23 protein-coding genes are annotated in these 22,006 nt (G+C 44.4%); 14 read left to right on the top strand and 9 right to left on the bottom strand.

Annotation, left to right across the window (positions count from 1 at the left end):
* Positions 1–37 precede the first annotated feature (37 nt).
* Positions 38–520: a glutathione peroxidase gene (locus tag ABNE31_RS12905; protein ID WP_349351424.1), complete on the bottom strand. Its 483-nt coding sequence runs from the start codon at positions 518–520 to the stop codon at positions 38–40.
* A gap of 1 nt (position 521) precedes the next feature.
* Entirely contained in the window at positions 522–944 is a 423-nt protein-coding gene (locus ABNE31_RS12900) for a MauE/DoxX family redox-associated membrane protein (protein ID WP_349351423.1), read from the bottom strand.
* Between the two features lie 185 nt (positions 945–1,129).
* Between ABNE31_RS12900 and ABNE31_RS12895 the strand changes: the two genes are divergently transcribed.
* The 3 genes from ABNE31_RS12895 to ABNE31_RS12885 are packed head-to-tail and all read left to right on the top strand — an operon-like array spanning position 1,130 to position 2,736.
* The gene (locus tag ABNE31_RS12895) at positions 1,130–1,783 is read left to right on the top strand and encodes an RNA methyltransferase (RefSeq protein WP_349351422.1); all 654 of its coding nucleotides are present in this window, start codon (positions 1,130–1,132) and stop codon (positions 1,781–1,783) included.
* 41 nt (positions 1,784–1,824) lie between these two features.
* Positions 1,825–2,352, top strand: a complete 528-nt coding sequence (locus tag ABNE31_RS12890; protein WP_349351421.1) for an SRPBCC family protein — start codon at positions 1,825–1,827, stop codon at positions 2,350–2,352.
* 3 nt (positions 2,353–2,355) lie between these two features.
* The gene (locus ABNE31_RS12885) at positions 2,356–2,736 is read left to right on the top strand and encodes a VOC family protein (RefSeq protein ID WP_257023963.1); all 381 of its coding nucleotides are present in this window, start codon (positions 2,356–2,358) and stop codon (positions 2,734–2,736) included.
* A gap of 5 nt (positions 2,737–2,741) precedes the next feature.
* Here the strand turns inward: ABNE31_RS12885 and ABNE31_RS12880 are convergent, their stop codons facing one another.
* The 4 genes from ABNE31_RS12880 to ABNE31_RS12865 form a co-directional block, all read right to left on the bottom strand.
* The gene (locus tag ABNE31_RS12880) at positions 2,742–4,427 is read right to left on the bottom strand and encodes an alpha-amylase family glycosyl hydrolase (protein WP_349351420.1); all 1,686 of its coding nucleotides are present in this window, start codon (positions 4,425–4,427) and stop codon (positions 2,742–2,744) included.
* A gap of 97 nt (positions 4,428–4,524) precedes the next feature.
* A complete protein-coding gene (locus tag ABNE31_RS12875) occupies positions 4,525–5,307 on the bottom strand; it encodes a carboxypeptidase-like regulatory domain-containing protein (RefSeq protein WP_349351419.1) in 783 nt (260 codons plus the stop codon).
* A gap of 75 nt (positions 5,308–5,382) precedes the next feature.
* Complete coding sequence (locus ABNE31_RS12870) at positions 5,383–7,143, bottom strand: DEAD/DEAH box helicase (RefSeq protein ID WP_293287880.1); 1,761 nt, start codon at positions 7,141–7,143, stop codon at positions 5,383–5,385.
* A 144-nt stretch (positions 7,144–7,287) separates the two neighbouring features.
* Positions 7,288–7,869 (bottom strand): non-canonical purine NTP diphosphatase, encoded by a 582-nt coding sequence (locus tag ABNE31_RS12865; RefSeq protein WP_349353051.1) that lies wholly within the window; start codon positions 7,867–7,869, stop codon positions 7,288–7,290.
* A gap of 58 nt (positions 7,870–7,927) precedes the next feature.
* Here ABNE31_RS12865 and ABNE31_RS12860 point away from each other — a divergent pair, with 58 nt between their 5' ends.
* Together ABNE31_RS12860 and serA are read left to right on the top strand one after the other, a co-directional pair.
* A complete protein-coding gene (locus ABNE31_RS12860; RefSeq protein ID WP_293282280.1) occupies positions 7,928–8,380 on the top strand; it encodes an isoprenylcysteine carboxylmethyltransferase family protein in 453 nt (150 codons plus the stop codon).
* Between the two features lie 364 nt (positions 8,381–8,744).
* Positions 8,745–10,637, top strand: coding sequence for a phosphoglycerate dehydrogenase (gene serA, locus ABNE31_RS12855; RefSeq protein ID WP_349351418.1), 1,893 nt, complete (start codon positions 8,745–8,747; stop codon positions 10,635–10,637).
* 164 nt (positions 10,638–10,801) lie between these two features.
* Here serA and rlmH read toward each other — a convergent pair whose 3' ends face one another.
* Positions 10,802–11,275, bottom strand: a complete 474-nt coding sequence (gene rlmH, locus ABNE31_RS12850) for a 23S rRNA (pseudouridine(1915)-N(3))-methyltransferase RlmH (RefSeq protein ID WP_349351417.1) — start codon at positions 11,273–11,275, stop codon at positions 10,802–10,804.
* A gap of 204 nt (positions 11,276–11,479) precedes the next feature.
* Here rlmH and ABNE31_RS12845 point away from each other — a divergent pair, with 204 nt between their 5' ends.
* The 5 genes from ABNE31_RS12845 to priA all read left to right on the top strand — a co-directional run bounded on the left by ABNE31_RS12845 (position 11,480) and on the right by priA (position 18,671).
* Positions 11,480–13,663 carry a BspA family leucine-rich repeat surface protein gene (locus ABNE31_RS12845; protein WP_349351416.1) on the top strand — a complete coding sequence of 728 codons (2,184 nt, stop codon included), beginning with the start codon at positions 11,480–11,482 and terminating at the stop codon, positions 13,661–13,663.
* A gap of 286 nt (positions 13,664–13,949) precedes the next feature.
* Positions 13,950–14,807: a carboxylating nicotinate-nucleotide diphosphorylase gene (gene nadC / locus ABNE31_RS12840; RefSeq protein WP_349351415.1), complete on the top strand. Its 858-nt coding sequence runs from the start codon at positions 13,950–13,952 to the stop codon at positions 14,805–14,807.
* The gene (locus tag ABNE31_RS12835) at positions 14,808–15,788 is read left to right on the top strand and encodes a YihY/virulence factor BrkB family protein (protein WP_306013131.1); all 981 of its coding nucleotides are present in this window, start codon (positions 14,808–14,810) and stop codon (positions 15,786–15,788) included.
* Positions 15,763–16,212, top strand: a complete 450-nt coding sequence (locus tag ABNE31_RS12830; protein WP_179383960.1) for a DUF2147 domain-containing protein — start codon at positions 15,763–15,765, stop codon at positions 16,210–16,212. The genes ABNE31_RS12835 and ABNE31_RS12830 overlap by 26 nt, the downstream gene beginning before the upstream one ends.
* Before the next feature lie 2 nt (positions 16,213–16,214).
* Entirely contained in the window at positions 16,215–18,671 is a 2,457-nt protein-coding gene (priA, locus tag ABNE31_RS12825) for a primosomal protein N' (protein ID WP_349351414.1), read from the top strand.
* Here the strand turns inward: priA and ABNE31_RS12820 are convergent, their stop codons facing one another.
* On the bottom strand, positions 18,672–19,364 hold the full coding sequence (locus ABNE31_RS12820; protein WP_100818563.1) for a LytTR family DNA-binding domain-containing protein: 693 nt from the start codon (positions 19,362–19,364) through the stop codon (positions 18,672–18,674).
* 236 nt (positions 19,365–19,600) lie between these two features.
* Between ABNE31_RS12820 and rpsF the strand changes: the two genes are divergently transcribed.
* From rpsF to rplI, 3 genes are read left to right on the top strand one after another with little or no spacing between them, the layout of a single operon-like run.
* Complete coding sequence (gene rpsF, locus ABNE31_RS12815; RefSeq protein WP_014031369.1) at positions 19,601–19,939, top strand: 30S ribosomal protein S6; 339 nt, start codon at positions 19,601–19,603, stop codon at positions 19,937–19,939.
* Between the two features lie 3 nt (positions 19,940–19,942).
* Positions 19,943–20,239 (top strand): 30S ribosomal protein S18, encoded by a 297-nt coding sequence (gene rpsR, locus ABNE31_RS12810; protein ID WP_014031368.1) that lies wholly within the window; start codon positions 19,943–19,945, stop codon positions 20,237–20,239.
* A gap of 13 nt (positions 20,240–20,252) precedes the next feature.
* Positions 20,253–20,705, top strand: coding sequence for a 50S ribosomal protein L9 (gene rplI / locus ABNE31_RS12805; RefSeq protein ID WP_179383957.1), 453 nt, complete (start codon positions 20,253–20,255; stop codon positions 20,703–20,705).
* Positions 20,706–20,781: 76 nt separating this feature from the next.
* Here rplI and ABNE31_RS12800 read toward each other — a convergent pair whose 3' ends face one another.
* Positions 20,782–21,246 carry a DUF4168 domain-containing protein gene (locus ABNE31_RS12800; RefSeq protein ID WP_349351413.1) on the bottom strand — a complete coding sequence of 155 codons (465 nt, stop codon included), beginning with the start codon at positions 21,244–21,246 and terminating at the stop codon, positions 20,782–20,784.
* 171 nt (positions 21,247–21,417) lie between these two features.
* On the opposite strand from ABNE31_RS12800, the gene ABNE31_RS12795 reads away from it, so the two are divergent.
* Complete coding sequence (locus ABNE31_RS12795; protein ID WP_349351412.1) at positions 21,418–21,891, top strand: DUF6495 family protein; 474 nt, start codon at positions 21,418–21,420, stop codon at positions 21,889–21,891.
* The last annotated feature ends 115 nt before the right edge of the window (positions 21,892–22,006 follow it).

The raw sequence follows: 22,006 nt of genomic DNA, 5'->3' as shown, positions 1-22,006 counted from the left end.
AGGCTTCAATTAATTTTGAAAAGCTGATGAGAAGTGATCACAGTAGTTTTTCGATATGCTTTTCCAAATCCTTGGGTATGGTGGTTGGACCGAATCGCTTTTTAGGAACCCCGTTCTTGTTGATCAAGAATTTGGTGAAGTTCCATTTGATCTTGCTGCCAAAAATACCACCGCCCAGTTTTGACTTTAAAAATTTAAATAAGGGATGTGCACTGCTTCCATTGACCTTTATTTTCTCGAACATAGGAAAACTAACCCCATAATTTACTTGGCAAAACTCCTGTATTTCTTCGGAGGTGCCACTTTCTTGGTTGCCAAATTGGTTGCAGGGAAAACCCAGAACCACCAACCCCTTATCCTTGTACTTTTGGTACAATTTTTCCAAGCCTTTATATTGTGGGGTCAATCCGCATGCACTTGCGGTGTTCACGACCAGAATGGTCTTGCCCTTAAATTGCTCCATGGAGGTTTTTTCTCCGTTTAAACCATTGGCCTCAAAATCATAAAAAGATGTATTCATGTTAATCTTTTGATTTGTTCATCAAGTGTTTTAATGCTCCTGTGGACCACAGGGCCCAAAGAATCAATACGGGTTGAAAGAACAACCGGATGAATCTTTTTCGGTCCGTGTCCAATCCAAAGGCATCGATGCCATTTGTGTATTGTGAGATATTTCCCGGAAAGATAAGCACATAAAAAATAGCCAATACAATCCCCACTTTAATTTGATGCTTCCAAAGACATATCATGGCCAACCCAAGGCCAATTTCCACAACGCCCGAAGCAACGACCACAAAATCCATGAATTCGGGACTACTGGGCAACCATCGCGGGACTTGGGCCTGAAATTCTTCCCGTTGAAAGGTAAGGTGTCCGATGCCGGCAAGCACCATCAATCCTCCCAAAATAATCCGCATTGTTTTTTGAAGTACGCTAGTTTTCATCTGTCGCTAAAATTTGGAGCTTGTTTGATAAAAGATAGGGAGTTTTCCGCAAAAAGAAAACACTTGGAGCAGTTAGGCTCAATGTGATGGTCAAAGTTACTCAGGTATAGCTCCACCATCAAGCAATAACATATAGAAAAAATGCACTACGAGTCAAAAAAGCCATTTTTTCCTATCTTGGTTTTATGATCGATCATGATTTGCTGACATACTTGGAGACCTATCTTACTGAGGAACGAAAACAGCGATTTTTGGACGTGCTCCAAAAACGGACGAAGCATATTACCGTAGCGGTGGAAGATGTCTACCAGTTGCACAATACCAGTGCCATTCTTCGTAGTTGTGATGTGTTCGGGGTACAGGAACTTCATGTCATCGAACATCGATTTGGGAAGCGATTGGACAAGAATATTGCGATGGGTGCCGAACAATGGGTGGATGTTCACCGGTACGGGACCACCGCAGATTGCGTTGCCAAACTAAAAAGCGAAGGATATCGGATTATTGCCACAACACCCCACAACGATTCCAGTCTGCTGCCCGATTTTTTTCCTTCTGAAAAATCGGCTTTATTCTTTGGTACCGAAAAGGAAGGTCTTTCCGAAATAGTGATGCAGCAGGCCGATGGTTTCCTCAAAATCCCCATGGTCGGTTTTTCAGAGAGCCTTAATGTTTCAGTTTCCGCAGCCATTATCATTCAGCAATTGGCACAAAAAGTCAGGGATTCAGACCTTGATTGGCGTTTGACAGAAGCAGAACTATTGGAAAAACGTTTGGACTGGACCAAAAAATCCATCAAGCATGTAAAAGGGATCATCAAAAGATACGTATCCGAGTAATTTTTTTTGTATTTTTAATTGACAACCAATGAATTACAGACATGATTGTACTTTATATTCTTATGGCCATATTGGCCTTGATTCTTCTGTTGGCAGCCATTGCCCCAAAAAGGTATGATGTTTCCCGATCTATCGAAATCAATCGACCCAAAAGCGTTGTTTTTGGTTATCTCCAATTATTGAAAAATCAAGATGAATGGTCCCCATGGGGCAAGCGCGACCCGAACATGGTAAAGAATTTTACGGGTACAGATGGCGAAGTGGGTGCCGTAAGCAGTTGGAAAGGCAATAAGGATGTTGGGGAAGGGGAGCAGGAACTTATGCGAATTGTGGACGGCGAGCGCATCGAATCGGAACTTCGGTTTCTAAAGCCCTTTAAATCCACTTCCAATGCCTATATGGAGACCAAAGCGGTGGATGCAGATACTACCCAGGTAATTTGGGGCTTTTCGGGCAAAAATAAGTTTCCCATGAGTATTATGATGCTTTTTATGAGCATGGACAAGGCCATCGGGAAGGATTTTGAAGAGGGGTTGGCAAGTTTAAAACAGATTTTAGAAAACAATTAAGTTATGGATTTTAATATGGTGGGCTGGTTCGAAATCCCCGTAGTGGATATGGACCGGGCCAAAACGTTTTATGAAGCGGTTTTTCAAGTGAAGATAGAACTACAGGATTTTGGGGGCACCAAAATGGGGTGGTTTCCTTCGGATATGGACAAACCGGGAGCGGCGGGCTCACTGATTCAAAACAAGGATTGGTACAAACCGAGCGATAGCCAAGGGGTACTGGTGTATTTCAATAGCTTGGATGTACAAAACGAATTGGACCGTATCGAGTCCAATGGAGGAAAAATTGTGCAGTCGAAGACCCAGATCAGCCCTGAAATCGGCTTCATGGCCGTTTTTTTGGATACGGAGGGCAATCGGATCGCTTTGCACTCCAGACAGTAATGGAACTACTCGACTAATTCCAATAGGGCAATGTCATACGCATTGTCCAAGACCACCTTTCCATTGGCCACGGTGACCTCTGTTTCGGAATAGGTATCGTACAGCACGGTGCCATCTCCAAAAAAGCCTTTTACCCATAGCGATTTTTTACCTTTAGGTAAATCCAACCCTACTACCACTTTGTCCCTATAGTCTCCGTTAACATATGTTCTGGAGAATACGTAGGGCGATTTGGCCAGACGCTTATGTTTTCCAGCACCAATAGCCGGATGGTTGGCTCTGAACTGTCCCAGTTTTTGCCAATGTTTGTGTATGTTTTGTATTTCGGGAAGGCTATCCAAATCTTCCCAATTCATGAACGAGCGCAACGTGGCATCACCTTCGGTCCCTTCTATGATCAAACTACGGGAGGTTTCGTCCCCATAATACACTTGTGAGGCACCGGGCGTCAACAGCAAAACATTGGCCGCACGATAGGGTTTTTTTCGCTCCTTGTCATAAGGCGCGCCATCATCGTGGGAAGTAAGATAGTTGAGTACGCTTTTGTCCTTTAATTTGGTCTGGAGCAGTTTGTTGTATTTTGAAAAAATCGCCTCATAGCTTTTATCTGCGTCGTTTTTCAGCTCAAAATTGATAAGGCTCTTGAATCCATAGTCAAAGAAATCTACTTTTTTGTCGCCAAAATCAAAATCGCGTCCGCCAGAAATACCGTAGTTGTAGACTTCGCCAACCATGTAAAATGGATTCTCGTCCAAAACTTGGTCCTGGTGTTTTTTCTTCCACATTTCAAAGGCATAAGTTGCTTCCGTATATAGGTCGGACCAAGCATTTTCGTTGACGTGTTTTACGGTATCCACACGGAAACCATCCACCCCTAAATCATTGATGTAATCCGTAAGCCATTTGATGATGTAGTAACGGGGTGCCCTTGGATAGCCCGTACGTTCAAAAAAGAGTTGCAGTTCGTCCAGTTCCTTGCTCAATCGCCCTTCCTGTTTCCATTTGGCCAACAGGGCATCGGGTAGTTCCACTGCTTCGTCAGACTCGGTCAGAATATCCGGTAGGTTCTCCACCAAAGTACAGGCCGTTGTATTTTCGTAGGTGGTGAACTCGCATTTGGGACCGGTGCGTACCCAATCATCGGGCCATACGGGGTCTTTTTCCGTGACCGGTCCAGTATGGTTCAACACCACATCCAATAAAATCCGGATACCCTTGCTGTGGGCTGTTTTTACCAACTCTTCCAAATCCTTTTTGGCACCAAAATTGGGGTCTATCGCTGTCCAATCCTTTGCCCAATAGCCGTGGTAACCATAGGTTTTTCCAGTGCCTTCGTCTGTTGCGCCATGGATTTGCTCCACTATAGGGGTAAACCAAATGGCATTGATGCCCAAATCGGTGAAATAACCTTCCTTGATTTTTTGGGTGATACCTTGAATGTCCCCGCCCTCAAAACCGCGTAAAACGCCAGTTTCCTCAGTCCTGTCAAAATTGATGTCGTTATCCGGATTGCCGTTGTTGAAGCGATCGGTGAGCAAAAAGTAGACATTGGCGCCTTCCCATACAAAAGGCACTTCTTTTTTAGGGCTTTCCTGTTCAACTACCTGTGTTACGACTTCAGGTTCCTTTTTAACTTTCTTGCAGCCAATAAATAAGGGAATAGAAAACAAAACAACAAGCAGTTTTTTCATGGATTGGGATTTTGTCTAAAACTATAAAATGCGAGCGTAATAAGAAAATTTATTTGCTGTGCACTTGGACTTGCCCAATCGGTTATGGGTGAATGGATTATTGGTTTCGGTTCAAAACACGATACTCCTCATAGCAACTGGAAATGGCATCCAGAATTTGAAGGTCGTTCGCTGTTTTTATAAAGGATCTGGAATAGTTGCAATTGTTCAGGATGTCTTCAATGTCCACTTTTTCGAGTTGCAACAGTTCGGTCAATGTCTCCCTATCAAATTTGGAGGCCAAAAGGTCCCTGATGTTGTCATCTTCCTTTATTTGACGCAATTTGCGCATCTGACGAGGCTTTTTGCCGAAAAGGTTCCGCAATAGGTCTGCCGGGTTCAATATGGCCCCCAACACCTTGGTCACGGCACTGGGGCTTTTGTTTCCGGCCTCGTAGCTGGCATTTAGTCCTGATATGCTGTATTGATAGGCATTGTTCACGGGCAGGTTCTTCACGTCTATTTCCAAATATCCTGTGAGTTGATATGGCCTAACCACCACTTCCTCCAAGGCATAGGCCAATTCGGTAAGGGCGATTTCCGTATTGCCAAAGCGCAACATATCGTTGGTTACCCGTACTTTCTGTGTCTTAAACCCAAGGTAGGAGAAATATAGCGTATCATTCACCGCAGCGGGAATGGTAAACTTTCCATCCGGATTGGTAATGGTACCCTTTACCTGGTTCAAGTTGACCACGTGAACGCTTTCCAAAGGAAATTCCGTTTGGGCATTGATCACCGTCGCGGTAAACTCTTGGATTTCTTGGGCTTCATTACCTTCGACCTGGGAAAAACCTAGCAGCGGAGTTAGGGACAATAGTATAAGTAGTACTCTTTTCATGCAATCTTTGGAATGATAAAAATACTAAACAAAGAAAAATAAACAGCAGCGACCTACCTTTTAATATAGAATTAACTAATAAAAGCCCTGTCTTTTTTTACTGCCCTTTTTACCATATCCTCCTTTTTTACCGCCTTTAAAAGACTTGTTGCCACCTTTGCGATGACCACCACCGCCACCTTTACGGCCACGACGTTTTTTACCGCCTTTTCCTCCACCACCGCTTCCGGGGTTTTTGGAAACCTCAACATTGATAAAACGCCCATCTACCTTAAAATCGGTAAAGGTTTGAAGGATAAATTCCGTAAGTTGGGCATCCGTGTTAAAGAAAGAGAAGGAATCCTTGGTGTCTACGTTATAAACATCTTCCTTTTCAAGGTTCAAGGTGTCGCGAAGGAAATCTTTTAAGGACATCCAATCGTATCCATCCCGCTCCCCAATATTGATAAAGTAGCGTACAGAACCTTCCGTTGGGATTTCACCTTTGGTACTTCCTGTGTCTTTTCCAGCATCTTGACTATTGAGGTCCTTGGTTTTGCTGTAGTAGTTGTAGAATTGGGTAAACTCTACGGAAAATATTTTTTTGATAAGGTCTTCTCTGTCAATGCCATCCAATACATCGTTGATGGCGGGCAAGTAACTTTCGATTTCCTTGTTGATTTGGGTTTCCTTGATCCTGTTGGCCAAATGGTACAACTGGATTTCGCAGATTTCGATACCATCAGGAATCTTTTTGGCTACGAAATCTTGCTGGATCTTTTTCTCGATGGCCTTGATCTTACGAAGCTCGGAGCGTGTAATGATGACCATGGAAATACCTGATTTTCCCGCACGGCCCGTACGTCCGCTTCGGTGGGTATAGGTTTCTATCTCGTCCGGCAATTGGTAGTTGATGACGTGGGTTACATCATCCACATCGATTCCACGGGCGGCAACATCCGTAGCTACCAACATTTGCACCTGCTTTTTACGGAAGGAGTTCATCACCAAATCCCGTTGGTTTTGGCTTAGGTCTCCATGCAAAGCCCCTGCGTTGTAACCATCTTCGATCAATTTTTCGGCAACTCGTTGGGTATCGCGTTTGGTACGGCAAAAAACCACGGAGAAAATTCCGGGATTGGCATCTGCCAAACGCTTAAGGGCTGCGTAGCGGTCGCGTCCGCCAACCACATAATACTCGTGCTGTACGGTAGAGGCACCAGCATTTTTGGAACCAACAGTGATTTCAACAGGCTTGTGCATAAACTTTTTGGCGATCGTAGCCACTTCTTTGGGCATGGTCGCCGAGAACAGCCAAGTAAGCTTTTCCTGCGGGGTATTCGATAGAATGTCCTTAATGTCCTCATAAAAGCCCATGTTCAACATTTCATCGGCTTCATCCAATACACAGTAATCAATTTTGGAGATGTCCACCATATTTCGGCCGATCATATCCTTCATACGGCCGGGAGTGGCCACAACAATCTGTGCACCTCTCTTAATTTGTTTGGCCTGTTCCGTAATGCTCGCACCACCATAAATGGCGACCACATTCAGTCCTTTAATATATTTGGAGTAGAGTTTGAGTTCGTTGGTGATCTGCAGGCACAGTTCCCGTGTAGGGGATAGGATCAACCCTTGTGTGGTCCTGCTTTCCGCTTGGATCTTTTGAATCATCGGAAATCCAAAAGCGGCGGTTTTACCAGTTCCTGTTTGGGCCAGGGCCACCAAATCGGTTTCCTGTCCCAATAAAACGGGGATTGATTTTTCTTGTACTTCAGAGGGGGATTCAAATCCAAGATCGGAAATAGCATCCAATAGGGGTTTGTCCAACCCCAAGGCTTCAAATTTAGTCATAGCGGTGTATATACCTTAAATCGCAAATATGTTGTGTTGCATCGAGCGATTTGTATATAACCCATTTGAGCCCATCGCAACACCTTGCCCATACCGGCGGCGTTAATAAAGCGGCAAAGGTACACTTATTTTGATCGGTGCAAGCTACTGTGCCTTCTTTTTTAGGAATTCCACCAATTTTTCAATGGCCCGCCCCCGATGACTTATGGCATTTTTAACGGCAGAAGGCAGTTCGCCAAAGGTGTTGTCGTATCCGTTGGGCTTAAAAATGGGGTCGTAGCCAAAACCGCCCTCTCCATGCATTTCCGTAGTAATTTGGCCTTCCACGATGCCCTCAAACGTATAACTCTCTCCATTAAGATTGAGATGGACCACCGTTTTAAAGTGCGCTGAGCGATCAGTTGCACCTTTCAGTTCGGATAATAGTTTTTCCATATTGTCCGAAGCACTTTTCTGCCCACCGGCATATCTGGCGGAATACACACCGGGCGCTCCGTTCAGGGCATCGACCAATAAACCGGTGTCGTCGGAAAAACAGTCCAAACCAAAGGTTTGGGTCACATAATCGGCCTTTATTTTGGCGTTTTCCTCCAACGTATCGCCCGTTTCCGGGATTTCTTCCAAACAATTGATATCCTTTAACGATAAAATTTCAATGGTGTCTGGCAGAAGTTGCTGCACTTCCTTCAACTTATGGTCATTATGGGTGGCAAAAACGAGTTTCAATATAAAAGGGTTCTGTGTGAGTTTCAAAAGTAGTAATTTCGGGTTTTAACCCATAGTTATGCAATTGAAAGTACCACCTGCGTTGGTGATGTTGATTTTTGGAGGCTTGATGTATGTTTTGGACCGTTTTTTGCCCGTCGGCGAATTCGATTTTTTCGGAAGACGATTTTTGATGCTGTTCTTGTTCGGTCTTGGGCTAGTGGTAATCCTAATTTCCGTGATACAGTTTTTCATCAATAAGACCACGACGGACCCATTGCACTTGGATAAAAGCAGAAAGCTGGTCACCAATGGCATCTATAACTTTACACGGAACCCGATGTACTTGGGAATGCTGTTGTTCTTGTTGGCCTTTGGCCTAAAGCTGGGCAATGCCTTCAATACCTTGGTGGCAGCGGGCTTTGTTTCCTACTTGAACCATTTTCAGATAAAACCCGAGGAGGAAGCCCTCAAAAAACAGTTTGGTCAGGAATATACCATCTATTGCAAGCTGACACGGCGGTGGTTTTAATAGATTTTGGGCGACAGGAGACAGGAGACAGGAGACAGGGAACAGTAAACAGGAGGCAGTTGACAGGAGATAAGTCTAAAAATCTAGGCATACAATGGTCCATTTCCTAAATTAATTCGTGAGCATTAGTGCAATTCCTTGAGTTATTGAATTGGAAAAAGGCCTTTCATTTGAACTTGTACTTGCACTTGAGTTTGATTCCTTTAGGGTTCCAACTTGCAAAAAATCAGGATTTGGGTGCCATTTCGAACAAATCGCAGTGGATTTTTGATTTATCCGCAAATGTGTAAGGTTTTTGATCAGTTCCGATTATAAGGATGGAATTAATGTTTAATTTTACCCTTTAATTTTTTGAAGCGACCCCATGGTACACACTGGACGCAAATATGTGTTCGATTTTGATAGCACGCTTACCCGTGTTGAAGCATTGGATGTTTTGGCGGAAATGACCCTGCAAGGCAACCCAAAAAGGGACGAAATTGTATCGGAAATCCAAAAAATCACCAATTTGGGGATTGATGGAGACATTTCGTTCACCGAATCCCTGGAGCGAAGGATCCGTTTGCTCAGCGCGAACAAAAGCGACCTAGAGGATTTGGTAAAGGAACTCCGTCAAAAAATTTCCAAATCCATCGAGGCCAACAAGGAGTTTTTCCACGAGTATGCGGAAGATATTTATGTGATCTCCTGTGGTTTCAAGGAATTTATCGACCCCATTGTGGAGGAATACAATATCCCCTCCGAACGGGTTTTTGCCAATACCTTTACTTTTGATGCCGAAGGTAATATTACCGGTTTTGACGAAACCAATGTTTTGGCGTCCCATAATGGGAAAATTGAATGTTTAAAGAATCTGGATTTGGATGGCGAGGTCCAGGTCATTGGCGACGGCTACAGCGATTATGTGATGCGCGAGGCCGGAATTGCCCATAAATTTTTCGCCTACACTGAAAATGTGCATCGGGAAAAGGCGGCCAACAATGCCGACCACGTTGCACCGAACCTAGATGAATTTTTATTTGTGAACGATTTGCCAAGAAACTTATCATACCCCAAGAACAGAATCAAGATCCTTTTATTGGAAAATGTCCACCCTGCAGCCTTCGAAAACCTTTCGGAAGAAGGGTTCTCTGTGGAGTTGATCAAGACCAGCCTTTCCGAGGACGAACTCATTGAGCGAATCAAGGGAGTCCATGTGCTGGGCATCCGTTCCAAAACGCAGGTGACCCAAAAAGTGTTGGACGCTGCCGATAAACTATTGGTTGTAGGTGCCTTTTGTATCGGAACCACCCAAATTGATTTGGAATACAGCAAAAAGAAAGGCGTAGTGGTCTTTAATGCACCGTACAGCAACACCCGTTCCGTGGTGGAATTGGCCGTAGGGCAGACCATTATGCTCATGCGAAGCATTTTTCCGCGCAGTACCGAAATCCACAATGGCGAATGGAACAAGACCGCCGCTGGTTCACAAGAAGTACGTGGAAAGAATTTGGGTATTGTAGGCTACGGAAACATCGGGAAGCAAATGTCCGTTTTGGCCGAAGCTATGGGGATGAAAGTTTACTATTATGATGTAAATGACCAATTGGCCTTGGGAAATGCTGTAAAATGTGACACTTTGGAGGATTTGTTGAATGTTTCCGATGTAGTGACCTTGCATGTGGACGATAACAAAGCCAACAAAAATTTCATTGGTGAGCGGGAAATTGACCAAATGAAGGATGGTGCCAAGCTCATCAACCTTTCTAGAGGCTTTGTGGTAGATATTGACGCTTTGACCAATGCTTTAAAAAGTGGCAAACTGGGTGGAGCGGCCATAGATGTGTATCCATCCGAGCCCAAAAGTAATGGAGCCTTTGAAACCCCGTTGCAGGGATTGCCCAACGTAATTTTGACTCCCCACATTGGCGGAAGTACCGAAGAGGCGCAGCGAGACATAGCAGAGTTTGTGCCGAACAAGATCATGGATTACATCAATACGGGAAATACGGTGGATGCTGTGAACTTTCCCAATATCCGACTTCCCAAACAGAACAAATCGCACCGCTTTTTGCACATTCACCGCAATGTACCGGGTATCATGGCCAAAATCAATGAGATATTGGCACAGTATGGACTCAATATTTCTGGTCAGTACCTTTCGACAGACAGCGAGGTGGGCTACGTGATTACTGATTTGGACAAGGAGTACGACAAAGACGTGATCAAAGCGCTCAAGAAAATCGAGAATACCATTAAGTTTAGGGTGCTTTATTAGGAGAAATTCAAGTATCAAGTATCAAGTGTCAAGATAAAAGGGAGTTCTTGTTTTTTGGAATTTGGTGCTTGACATTTGGTTACGGGTTGTTTACGCTGTGTTATTGAGTTGCTGCCCCATGTCTTTTATCTTTTCTCTCGGAGCGAAGCGGTCTTTTGTCTAATTTATTGGTGATGATAAGGTTCGTTCCGTAAAATCGTGAACCCTCTATAGATTTGCTCCACGATGAAAAGGCGCACCATTTGGTGGGAAAAGGTCATTTTGGAAAGGCTAATTTTACCTGAACTCTTTGCATAAACGGCTTCACTGAACCCATAAGGTCCACCAATGGCCAGAACCAGATTTTTGATACCACTGTTCATCTTTTTTTGTAGGAATTGAGCAAAATCCACAGAGCTGTACTGCTTTCCCTTTTCGTCCAATAGCACCAGCGTATCCGTGGGTTGCAGTTGCGCCAAGATCAATTCCCCTTCCTTTTCCTTCTGTTGGGCTTCCGAAAGGTTTTTCCGGTTTTTAATATCCGGAATCATCTCCATTTGAAACTTGATATAGTGCTTCAACCGTTTTTCGTAAACGGAGATAAGTGACTCAAGTTCAGTTTTATCGGTTTTGCCAATGGCCATCAAGGTAATCTGCATGCCCAAAAATAGATTTTTCTAGCAACAAACTGAAGTTTGCCAAGAAAGTTAGCTATTTCCGGATTCTGAACCCACACCCCAAAACCCCATCCGTCAGATCAAAACCCCCATCCGTCAGATCGGAAGGGGCATCCGTCAGATCGTGCCCTAAAAACCCGTTGGAATTGACGACATTGCTCCTATTTAACAAATACCTACCCAAAAATGAACAACAAGACCTACTTTTTGGCCCTTTTGAGCCTTATCCTATTCTGGAGCTGTGGCAAGGACGATGCACCACCACCGCCCCAGAACAATGCGCCCAGCATTGCGGCGCAGACCTTTCCCGTGCCCGAGAACATCTCCGATGCCCAACTCATCGGAACCGTAAAGGCCACCGATGCGGACAAGGATGACGAACTCACCTTCTCCATTGCACAGAACGACAACGGACTTTTTGAGATCACCAAAGCGGGCGGTCTGAGCCTGGCAACGGGCAAATCCCTAAACTACGAGAACAAGACCAAGCACACCATTACCGTAGCGGTGACCGATGGCACCGACGAGGCCAAGGCCCAGATGACCATCAACGTGACCCAAGTGGACCCCGAAAACTTACCGCCCACCCTAGAACCGCAGACCTTTACCGTCTCGGAGAACATTCCCGATACGCAGGTCATAGGCACCGTAACGGCCAATGACCCCGAAGAGGATGAACTTACGTTTAGCATCGCCGAGGATGCGGACGCACTCTTTGAGATGACCATAACAGGGGAACTTTCCCTTTTGGAAGGCAAAGCCTTGGATTTTGAGACTAAAACAGAGCACACGGTAACGGTGCAGGTAAGCGATGGCAATAGTTCCGTACAGGCCACCATCACCATAAAAGTGGTGCAGTCCGACCCAGAAAACAAATTGCCCGTTATGGAGGCACAATCGTTCGAAGCCAATGAGGACATCACCGATACCGATGTCATTGGTACCGTGTTGGCCAGCGACCCAGAGGAGGAAACCATAACTTTTGCCATAGTGGAAGATCTGGACGAACTTTTTGAAATCACCGATTCCGGCGAACTCTCATTAGTGGAAGGCAAGACCTTGGATTTTGAGACCAAGCAAGAACATACCATTACCGTAAGCGCCAATGACGGCAATGGATTCGTCCAAGCGGTCGTCACCATCACTGTGGGCGATGTGAACGAAGCTCCCACGGCAGAACCCCAAAGCTTTGAAGTAGCGGAGGACATTGCCGATACCGAAATTATCGGAACTGTAGTGGCCAGCGATCAGGAGGAAGATGGCCTTAGCTTTAGTATCGTGGAAGATCTGGATGGGCTCTTTGAGATCACCGAAGCAGGCGAACTATCCTTGGCAACGGACAAGACTTTGGATTTTGAGACCAAAACAGCACATGAACTCACCGTCGGGGTTAGCGATGGTAACAATGAAACGGTAGCACTGAACATAACCATAACCGTGACCGATGTGGAAGAGGGTGTAAGCTTGTTCGATGATCCTGCTTCATTTATTACCAAATGGGTAGTGACTTCAGGACAGGTGTTAGCCATAGGAACTAACGCTGATTATGATTACAACTTCATTATAGATTGGGGAGATGGTAGTCCTCAAGAGAATATAAATGGCGTTAACCCTAATCCCTCACATGTATATGATGTAGGTGATGAGTATTTAGTTGCGATAAAAGGTAGTTTTCCTGCTCTTCGAATGGGTGGAGCAGATAAAGCAAGCCAAGATGCTCTTGTAGATGTCACGCAGTGGGGGGAACAGAAATGGCAGTCTATGAGTTATGCATTTCAGGATTGTGATAATTTAGTGGCTTTTTCCGCTGGTGAGCCGCCCAATTTGTCTGAGACGACTTCCATGGTGCGAATGTTTAGGTGGGCTGACCAGTTCAATGGGGACATTGGAAACTGGAATACTAGTAATGTAACTAATATGGAAGATATATTTAACAATGCTATAGCTTTCAATCAGGACATCGGAGGGTGGAATACAAGCAACGTGACCCTTATGACAGGAGCATTTGCTGGTGCTACCATCTTTAATCAGGATTTGAGCGGTTGGGATACATTTAATGTAATCAATATGTTTGGTATGTTCAGTTTTGCTGAGTCATTCGACCAAGATTTAGGCGGATGGGATATAACAAATATTACATCCATGTTTGGGATGTTCAATGGTTCTGGCATGTCCCATACCAATGCCAATGCTACTTTAGCTGGATGGGCGGACTTTGTTCTGCAAAACGACGGACCATTCAATGTGTCATTGGGAATGGAAGGTGTTCTGCTTTGTGGAGAACAGGGTGATTATGCTTTAGGTGTTCTTATGAGTGTTGATTACGGTTGGTATATTACAGGGATTCAATATGATATTAATTGTCCATAAATAATTTAGTTTTTAAGTATAGGGGCAACCACAGGAAAATTTGCTCTCGTTTTCCAGTGGCTTGCCCCAAACTTGTTTTTGGGTCTTTTTTATGCCTCACCACAAAACAAATGATAGCCTTGTTTCCCAAACAAACAGCAACCCGCAGCTAACAACCCGCAACCCTTAACCCTTAACCCGCAACCAAAACCCCATCCCCCACAGGCATTATTTTTAGGAATAACTCCACAACATAATTGTATACCAACAACAATGTTTTTACTATTTTCGTGAAAACCCCAAGTGGATGATTTCCGAAGCACAATTTCAACACGAACTGGATCTGATCATTGCCAATGCCGTTAGGGAAGATGTTGGCGATGGCGACCACAGTTCCTTGGCCTGTATTCCCGCATCGGCGCAGGGAAAGGCTAAACTGTTGGTCAAGGATGAAGGCATTATTGCCGGAGTGGCCTTTGCCAAACAGGTCTTTCAATACGTGGACCCCCAGCTCCAAATGGAGATTTTGATGGAGGATGGGTCCCCCGTGAAATACGGCGATGTCGTTTTTTATGTGGAAGGCAGCTCGCAAAGCATCCTAAAGGCTGAACGTTTGGTGCTCAACGCCATGCAGCGCATGAGTGCCATTGCCACCAAAACCCAAGATTTCGTTTCCCTTTTGGACGGTACGGAGACCAAAATTTTGGACACCCGTAAAACCACGCCCGGGATTCGTGCTCTCGAAAAATGGGCCGTCACCATCGGCGGTGGGGAAAACCATCGGTTTGCCCTTTACGATATGATCATGCTCAAGGACAACCATATCGATTTTGCCGGGGGTATCACCAAGGCCATTCAAAAAACAAAGGATTATCTGAAGGAGCAGGGGAAGGAATTAAAGATTATCGTGGAGGCCCGGAATTTAGATGAGGTAGACGAAATCCTGCAATCCGATGGGGTCTATCGCATCCTTTTGGACAATTTTGACTACGATGACACCCGCGAAGCGGTCAAACGGATAGGGGAGAAGTGCCTTACGGAATCCTCCGGTGGAATCAACGAGGAAACCATCAGGACCTATGCCGAATGTGGTGTCAACTACATTTCTTCAGGAGCACTTACCCATTCCGTTTACAATATGGACCTAAGCTTAAAAGCCGTTTAAATGTCAGCAGCCATCGAAGAGCAGTTGGAAAAGATACCCGTCATCAATTGGATGGTCCGGATATTGAAAAAGATAAAGCTCAAAGCTTTTGAAGGACTCTCTTTGTATGACTTGATCGAAATGTATTTGGTGGGCATCGTTAAAGGAACCCTGTCGTCGCGGGCAAGTTCCATTGCGTTCAGCCTGTTTTTGGCCCTTTTCCCATTGCTTATTTTCTTGTTGACCCTGATCCCGTTCATCATACCCTATGTGAGTGTCGGCAATGAGAATTTTGATGCCCAATTCCTTGATTTTCTGGAGTCCTTTCTCCCTTCCGCCACCAGTGATTATTTTGGGGAAATCTATCAGCAGATTAAGGACCAAAAGCAAGGAGGATTGTTGTCCTCTGCCTTTATTTTGTCCATTTTTCTGGTGGCCAACGGCGTAAATGCCATTTTTGGGGGTTTTGAGAACTCCTATCATGTGGAACTGACCCGAAACTTTTTCCGTCAGTATGCCTATGCGCTCATGGTGGGGCTCATTCTTTCCATTTTATTGATTGTGGGAGCCGTTGCGTTCGTTTATTTTGAATTTTATATTGTGGAATACACCAGTGAATATTTGGGCAAAACCTTGGGGTACGATGTGGAAAAAGGCGATACGGTAGGCATTCAGATAGCCAAAGTCCTGTTCTTTTTGTTTTTGTCCTACATCACCACGGCCATACTGTACTATTTTGGAACCGCGGAAGGGCGCAAGGCACGATTCTTCTCCGCCGGGGCATTGATGACCACCCTCTTGTTCTTACTCACCTCTTACCTTTTTGGTATTTACGTGGACGAATTTGCCCGTTACAATGAACTTTATGGCGCTTTGGGAGGATTATTGATCCTAATGGTGTTTATTTGGTTAAATTCAAACATTTTATTGTTGGGCTTTGAGCTCAATGCAACCTTAAATTCCCTTAAAAAAAGGCATGAAAAACAGAAGAATGATGCGTAAATGGGTTTTCGCCCTATGTTTTCTGATGGGTCAAATCACCTTTGCACAGACCGTTTTTGGCAAGTGGAAAACCATTGACGACCGTGATGGTACGGAAAAGGCGATCATCGAAATATATAAGGACGGTGGCTTGTTGCATGCCAAGGTGGTGAAGATTTTGCAGGAAGGAAAAAAAGGTGCGGTATGTACCAAATGTGAGGGAGAACGAAAAAATAAGCCTATCCTCGGCATGAAGATCATGGAGGATTTTGAGGAAAAGAAAGATGGAATCTACAAAGGCGACAAACTCTTCGACCCCGAACAGGCCATGACCTTTAGGGGCAGGGTTTGGTTGGACGAGGAAAACGCCAACCGTCTCAAAGTACGGGGCTATCTCGCCTTTTTGTATAGAACCCAAACATGGCACCGGGTGATAGAGAACTAGATATGGATTATTTTTTGGAGGTTGTTTTGCCCATTCCCTTGGAGAAACTCTTCACGTATAAAATTTCAAAAGCTGAAGCGGATTTTTTACAGGAGGGTATGCGTGTGGCCGTTCCCTTCGGGAAATCCAAGATTTATACGGCTTTGGCCTACCGCATCCACCAAAATGCCCCGGAAGCCTACGAACCCAAGGAGATTTATCAGATTTTGGATGAACACCCGGTGGTCACACCAGTACAACTCAAGCATTGGGAATGGGTGGCAAAGTACTACATGTGCACCTTGGGAGAGGTGATTCGGACTGCGTTGCCCAGTGCCTTTATGTTGGAAAGCGAAACGCTGATTCTGCCCAATAAAAATACCGAAGTGGACGAACAGGAACTCAACGATGATGAGTTTTTGGTGTATGAGGCATTACAACATCAAACCGCATTAAAAATAGCTGAGGTCAGTGATATTGTGGACAAAAAGCACGTGTTGAAGCTTATCAATACCTTGGTGCATAAAGGCGTGGTGGTCCAAAAAGAGGAACTGTACGAGCAGTACAAACCGAAATTGGTCCGCTATGTAAAACTCTCCGAGCAGTACGAGGGCGAAGTGGAACTTTCTGCATTGCTCAACGAACTGACAAGGGCTCCAAAACAAAGCCAGGTTGTACTTTCCTTGTTCCAACTAAAGGCCAAAAGTTCCAAACCCATACCCATTGCCGAACTCGAAAAAGAAAGCAGGGCCTCACGGGCCGTGATCAAGGCACTGGTGGATAAAGGTATTTTGGAGGAGTACCACATCCGAAAGGATCGGGTAGATTTTGATGAGCGTTCCGATGCTTCCGAACAGGTCCATTTAAACGAGTACCAACAACTGGCGTTAGAGGATATCCATCACGGTTTTGAAGAGCAAAAACCAGTATTGTTGCACGGGGTCACCTCCTCAGGAAAGACCGAGGTGTACGTCAAATTGATACAGAAATGCTTGGAAGAGGGCAAACAGGCCTTGTATCTGCTGCCCGAAATTGCGTTGACCTCCCAATTGATCAATAGGTTGCGGCATTATTTTGGACATCAAGTATCCGTATATCATTCCAAATACAGCATTCACGAAAGGGTAGAGGTGTGGAACAATGTGCTGAAGAATGCCGAGAAAGCCCAGATTGTCATTGGTGCACGTTCGTCACTGTTCCTTCCGTTTACCCAATTGGGGTTGGTGGTGGTGGATGAGGAGCATGAAACCTCTTTTAAACAATTTGACCCAGCTCCACGTTACCACGCACGGGATGCGGCCGTGGTTTTGGCTTCCATGCACAAGGCCCATATTGTTTTGGGTTCCGCTACGCCAAGCATTGAAAGTATGTACAACGCCAAGACGAAAAAATATGGCTACGCTTCCATTGCCCATCGGTTTGGAGAGGTGCTGATGCCGGAAATCAATTTGGTGGATATCAAGGAAGCGACCCGTAAACGGCGCATGAAAGGACATTTTTCCGAAATTTTGATCAAGGCGATGACCGAAGCCTTGGAGGAGGGGGAGCAAATCATACTTTTTCAGAACCGAAGGGGTTTTGCCCCTGTGGTGGAGTGTACCACTTGCGGTCATGTGGCCCAATGTCCCAATTGCGATGTCAGTTTGACTTATCACCAACACAGAAACCAATTGCGTTGCCATTATTGTGGGTATCACATGGCTTTGCAGCAGGCGTGTTTGGCTTGTGGGAGCCCTACTCTGGACAACAAAGGTTTTGGTACGGAACAGATTCAGCAGGAATTGGGACAGTTGTTCCCCGATGTTTCGGTTGGGCGGATGGATTTGGACACTACCCGAGGAAAATATGCCTATGAGAAAATCATTTCATCTTTTGAAAATCAGGAAATGGATATTCTGGTCGGTACCCAAATGGTAACCAAGGGGCTGGATTTCAGAAATGTGAGCTTGGTGGGCATCATGAATGCGGATTCCATGCTCAATTTCCCCGATTACCGGGCGCATGAACGCAGTTTTCAAATGCTGACACAGGTAGCGGGCAGGGCAGGGCGTACCCAAAAACGGGGTAAGGTCCTCATTCAAACCTACAATCCATACCATCAAATATTGCAACAGGTGACCACGAACAGCTACGATAGCATGTTCAAGGAGCAATTCTATGAAAGGGAGCAGTTTAAATATCCCCCTTTGGTGCGGTTGATCAAAATCACCTTAAAGGATAAAGATTTCAATAAATTGAACGAGGCAGCGGACTGGATGGCAGGGTCGCTGCGGAATGTGCTCGGCACGAATATTCTTGGCCCTGAATACCCACCGGTATCCCGAATCCGAAGGGATTACCTCAAAAATATCTTGATCAAGGTGCCCAGAAAAGAGCCCTTGGCCCAAACAAAAAATAGCATTAAAAGAATCGAAAAATCCTTTAATGCTATTTCTAAGTATAAAAGTGTACGATTGGTCTACAATGTGGACCACATCTAATTATACATTGGCCAGCGCTTCGGCTAGTTCTGTTTTCTTGTTTCTACTCAAAGGAATCTGTCTGCCCCCTACTTCAACATTTTTGCTGTTGAATTTCTCAATCTTCTCCAGATTCACAATATAAGATTTATGGATACGTAGAAATTTTTCGGCAGGCAATTGCTTTTCAAAAGATTTCATGGTGGATAGGATTACGATATTGGCTTCGTCGGTCACCAATTTGATGTAATCTCCCAATGCTTCTATCCATTTTATGTCGTTTAGGATAACCTTACGCTTTTTAAGGTTACTCTTTACAAAGATGTGCTCTTCGTCCTCATCAACACGGTTCATTTGCTCGTATTTGGCAACGGCTCTTTTTACAGAGGCTTCAAAACGCGCTAGGGTGATGGGTTTGTGAAGGTAATCGGTTACATCGTAGTCAAATGCTTTAAGTGCATAATCAGGTTTTCCGGTAATAAGTATGACCTGTGGTGGGTTCTCTAGGGCCTCCAAAAGGTCAAAACCGCTGATGATGGGCATTTCAACATCTAAAAAGATAAGGTCGATTTCATGGTTCTTTAGGCCATTTTTGGCTTCAATGGCATTGCTGTACTCAGCAACCAAGGCGAGGTGTGGATGATTGTTGACCAACTTTGCAACCGCCATGCGCTGCATCGAGGAATCGTCTACAATTATACTTTTTAATTTCATAGAATGGGGTGATTTGTAGGGTTTTAAATCATGGGCAAATTACATAAAAAAGCCGCTTACGGGCAACAAAAGATGTAAACATGGTCTATTTTGTTGTGTAAATTGCCATAAGTGTTATTTAGGTTTATTGGGTTTTTCACTGTTGATAACTCTGTTACTTTAACGAAGTTTTTTTACTTTTCTTGCAGGGCGAAGGAATTATTATTAATTTTGCGCTCCTTTAAAAATATATTATAATGAACCATTACGAAACTGTTTTCATTTTGAATCCCGTTCTGTCTGAGACCCAGATAGAGGAAACAGTCAAGAAATTTGAAGATTTCTTGATTAAGAATGGTGCCAAAATGGTCTCCAAGGAAGATTGGGGACTTAAAAAGTTGGCCTATCCCATTCAGCACAAGAAAAGTGGATTTTACCACTTGTTCGAATTCCAAGCTCCAGGTGAGGCTATTGGCCCATATGAGCTTGAATTCAGAAGAGACGAGCGCATCATGCGTTTTTTGACCGTTAAATTGGACAAGCATGCAATTGCTTGGGCGGAAAAAAGAAGAAACAAACTAAAAGCAAAGGCATAGGGTATGGCATCTATCGAACAACAAGCAAAATCTAAAAAAGACGGGGAAATCAGATATTTGACCCCGCTGAACATTGAGACCAGCAAGCAGAAGAAGTATTGTAGGTTCAAGAAATCAGGTATCAAGTATATCGATTACAAAGATCCGGATTTCTTGATGAAGTTGGTAAACGAACAAGGAAAATTACTTCCTAGAAGACTTACCGGTACTTCCTTGAAATACCAAAGAAAAGTGGCTCAGGCCGTAAAGCGTGCCCGTCACCTAGCCTTAATGCCGTACGTTGGCGATATGTTGAAATAAAAAACACCAAAGAATGGAACTTATTCTAAAAGAAGATGTACAGGATTTGGGATTTAAGGATGATATCGTTACCGTAAAGAACGGTTACGGCAGAAACTTCCTAATCCCTCAAGGGTTGGCCGATTTGGCCACTCCATCTGCCAAAAAAGTTTTGGCCGAGAACCTTAAGCAAAGAGCTCACAAGGAGAAGAAAGTCATTGACGAGGCCCAAAAAGTGGCCGATGCGTTAAAGCAATTGGAAATCCGCATTACTGCCAAGGCAGGTGCCGGTGATAAATTGTTCGGTTCGGTGACCAACATCGACCTTGCTGCTGCCTTGGACAAAGAAGGACACCAGATTGATAGAAAATTCATCAACATTAAAGGTGGAGCTATCAAAAGAACCGGTCCTTACGAGGCCATTATCAGATTGCACAGGGAAGTTGTAGTAGAATTCCCTTTTGAAGTGGTTGCGGAAGCTAAATAATCCACACCATATCATATAAAAAAAAGCCCTTTGATTTTTCAAAGGGCTTTTTTAATGTACTTATTTTTAAATAATCTTAGGGCTTTTGTTCCATAGCGGCCCGTAGTCTACCCTGTAGATCGGCATCCGTTTGTAGCGCCATCGCTATTTTTTCGTAGCGTTCCATGGTTAAACCTTCCTTGCTGATGATTTCTTGGATTTGTTTCATGAAACCCGTTTGCATTTGCTGAATTTTACCCATTACCTCACCAAAGCGCTGTTTCTCCTCATCACTTGCTTCTACCGTTTGTTCTGCGGAAGCTGAGGCTTGGTACATTTCGTTGAAGCGATTTGGGTCGAAACCGCTCTCCTTTACGGTTGCCATAACCTGTTGTTGGGCCTCCATGTTCACCTTTTGGATATCTTGGAATGCAGCGGCGATTTTATCCAGTTCCGCATCGCTTACCTCTACTTGTTCTTGTGCCGTAATTTGTGAAAAGGCAGTGGCACCCATAACGGCCACACCCACCACAAACGTTTTCATTGATTTCAAAAATGTCATGCTATCTTCTTTTTATTACATGTGAATCTCCGAAACTACAATAATTAAAAGGGCTTGCCAAACCTTGTAGGTTAAGGTAAACTTAAAGAACTCGCTTGTAAACTGCTTTTTTGACTGTATTCTTGGGGCAAAAACAGGGTGGTTCTCCCTAGCCTTTTATATTTTTGCCGCATGAAGTACAGAAGATTGACCAAGGAGCAATTGGAAGAGCTCCACCCCGAATTCATCAACTTTTTGGCGACACAATCCATTACGGCAGAAGAGTGGGATACCCTTAAAAAGGAAAAGCCCGAAGTGGCCGAAGAGGAAATCGATGTGTTTAGCGATTTGATTTGGGAAGGTGTACTGAACAAGGTGGAATATCTGGAAAATGTTTCCGAGCGGCACATGCATCTTTTTCATTTGACGGAAAAGGAGATGAAATTACTTTCCGTTAAAATCCTCAACCCCGAAATCGACCTGAGGACCGAGGTAGGCTTTGGTTGGTTCAAACGGAACTATCAATCGGATTTTGTGGAATACCTATCCGCTTCCAAGGCCTATGGTGAGGACAAGAATGTCGATAAATTTGAGCTCATCAAACAAGGTGCAGTCATCACCAAAGGAGAGCTGTACCAGTGGTTTGAGCAGATTATGGAGCATTGATTTGGACGTTGGAAGCAAGAAATTCAGGAATTCAATCATTTATCAATCTGAAAGCGTAAAGGCATCGTGGAATCTTTTGTCCTTTAGCTTTCCACCATTCTACCATCAAGCGTAT

The organism is Flagellimonas sp. MMG031 (assembly GCF_040112705.1).
Taxonomy (GTDB): domain Bacteria; phylum Bacteroidota; class Bacteroidia; order Flavobacteriales; family Flavobacteriaceae; genus Flagellimonas.
The sequence above is the reverse complement of the archived record's forward strand: the minus strand, read 5'-3'. Positions and strand labels throughout refer to the sequence as shown.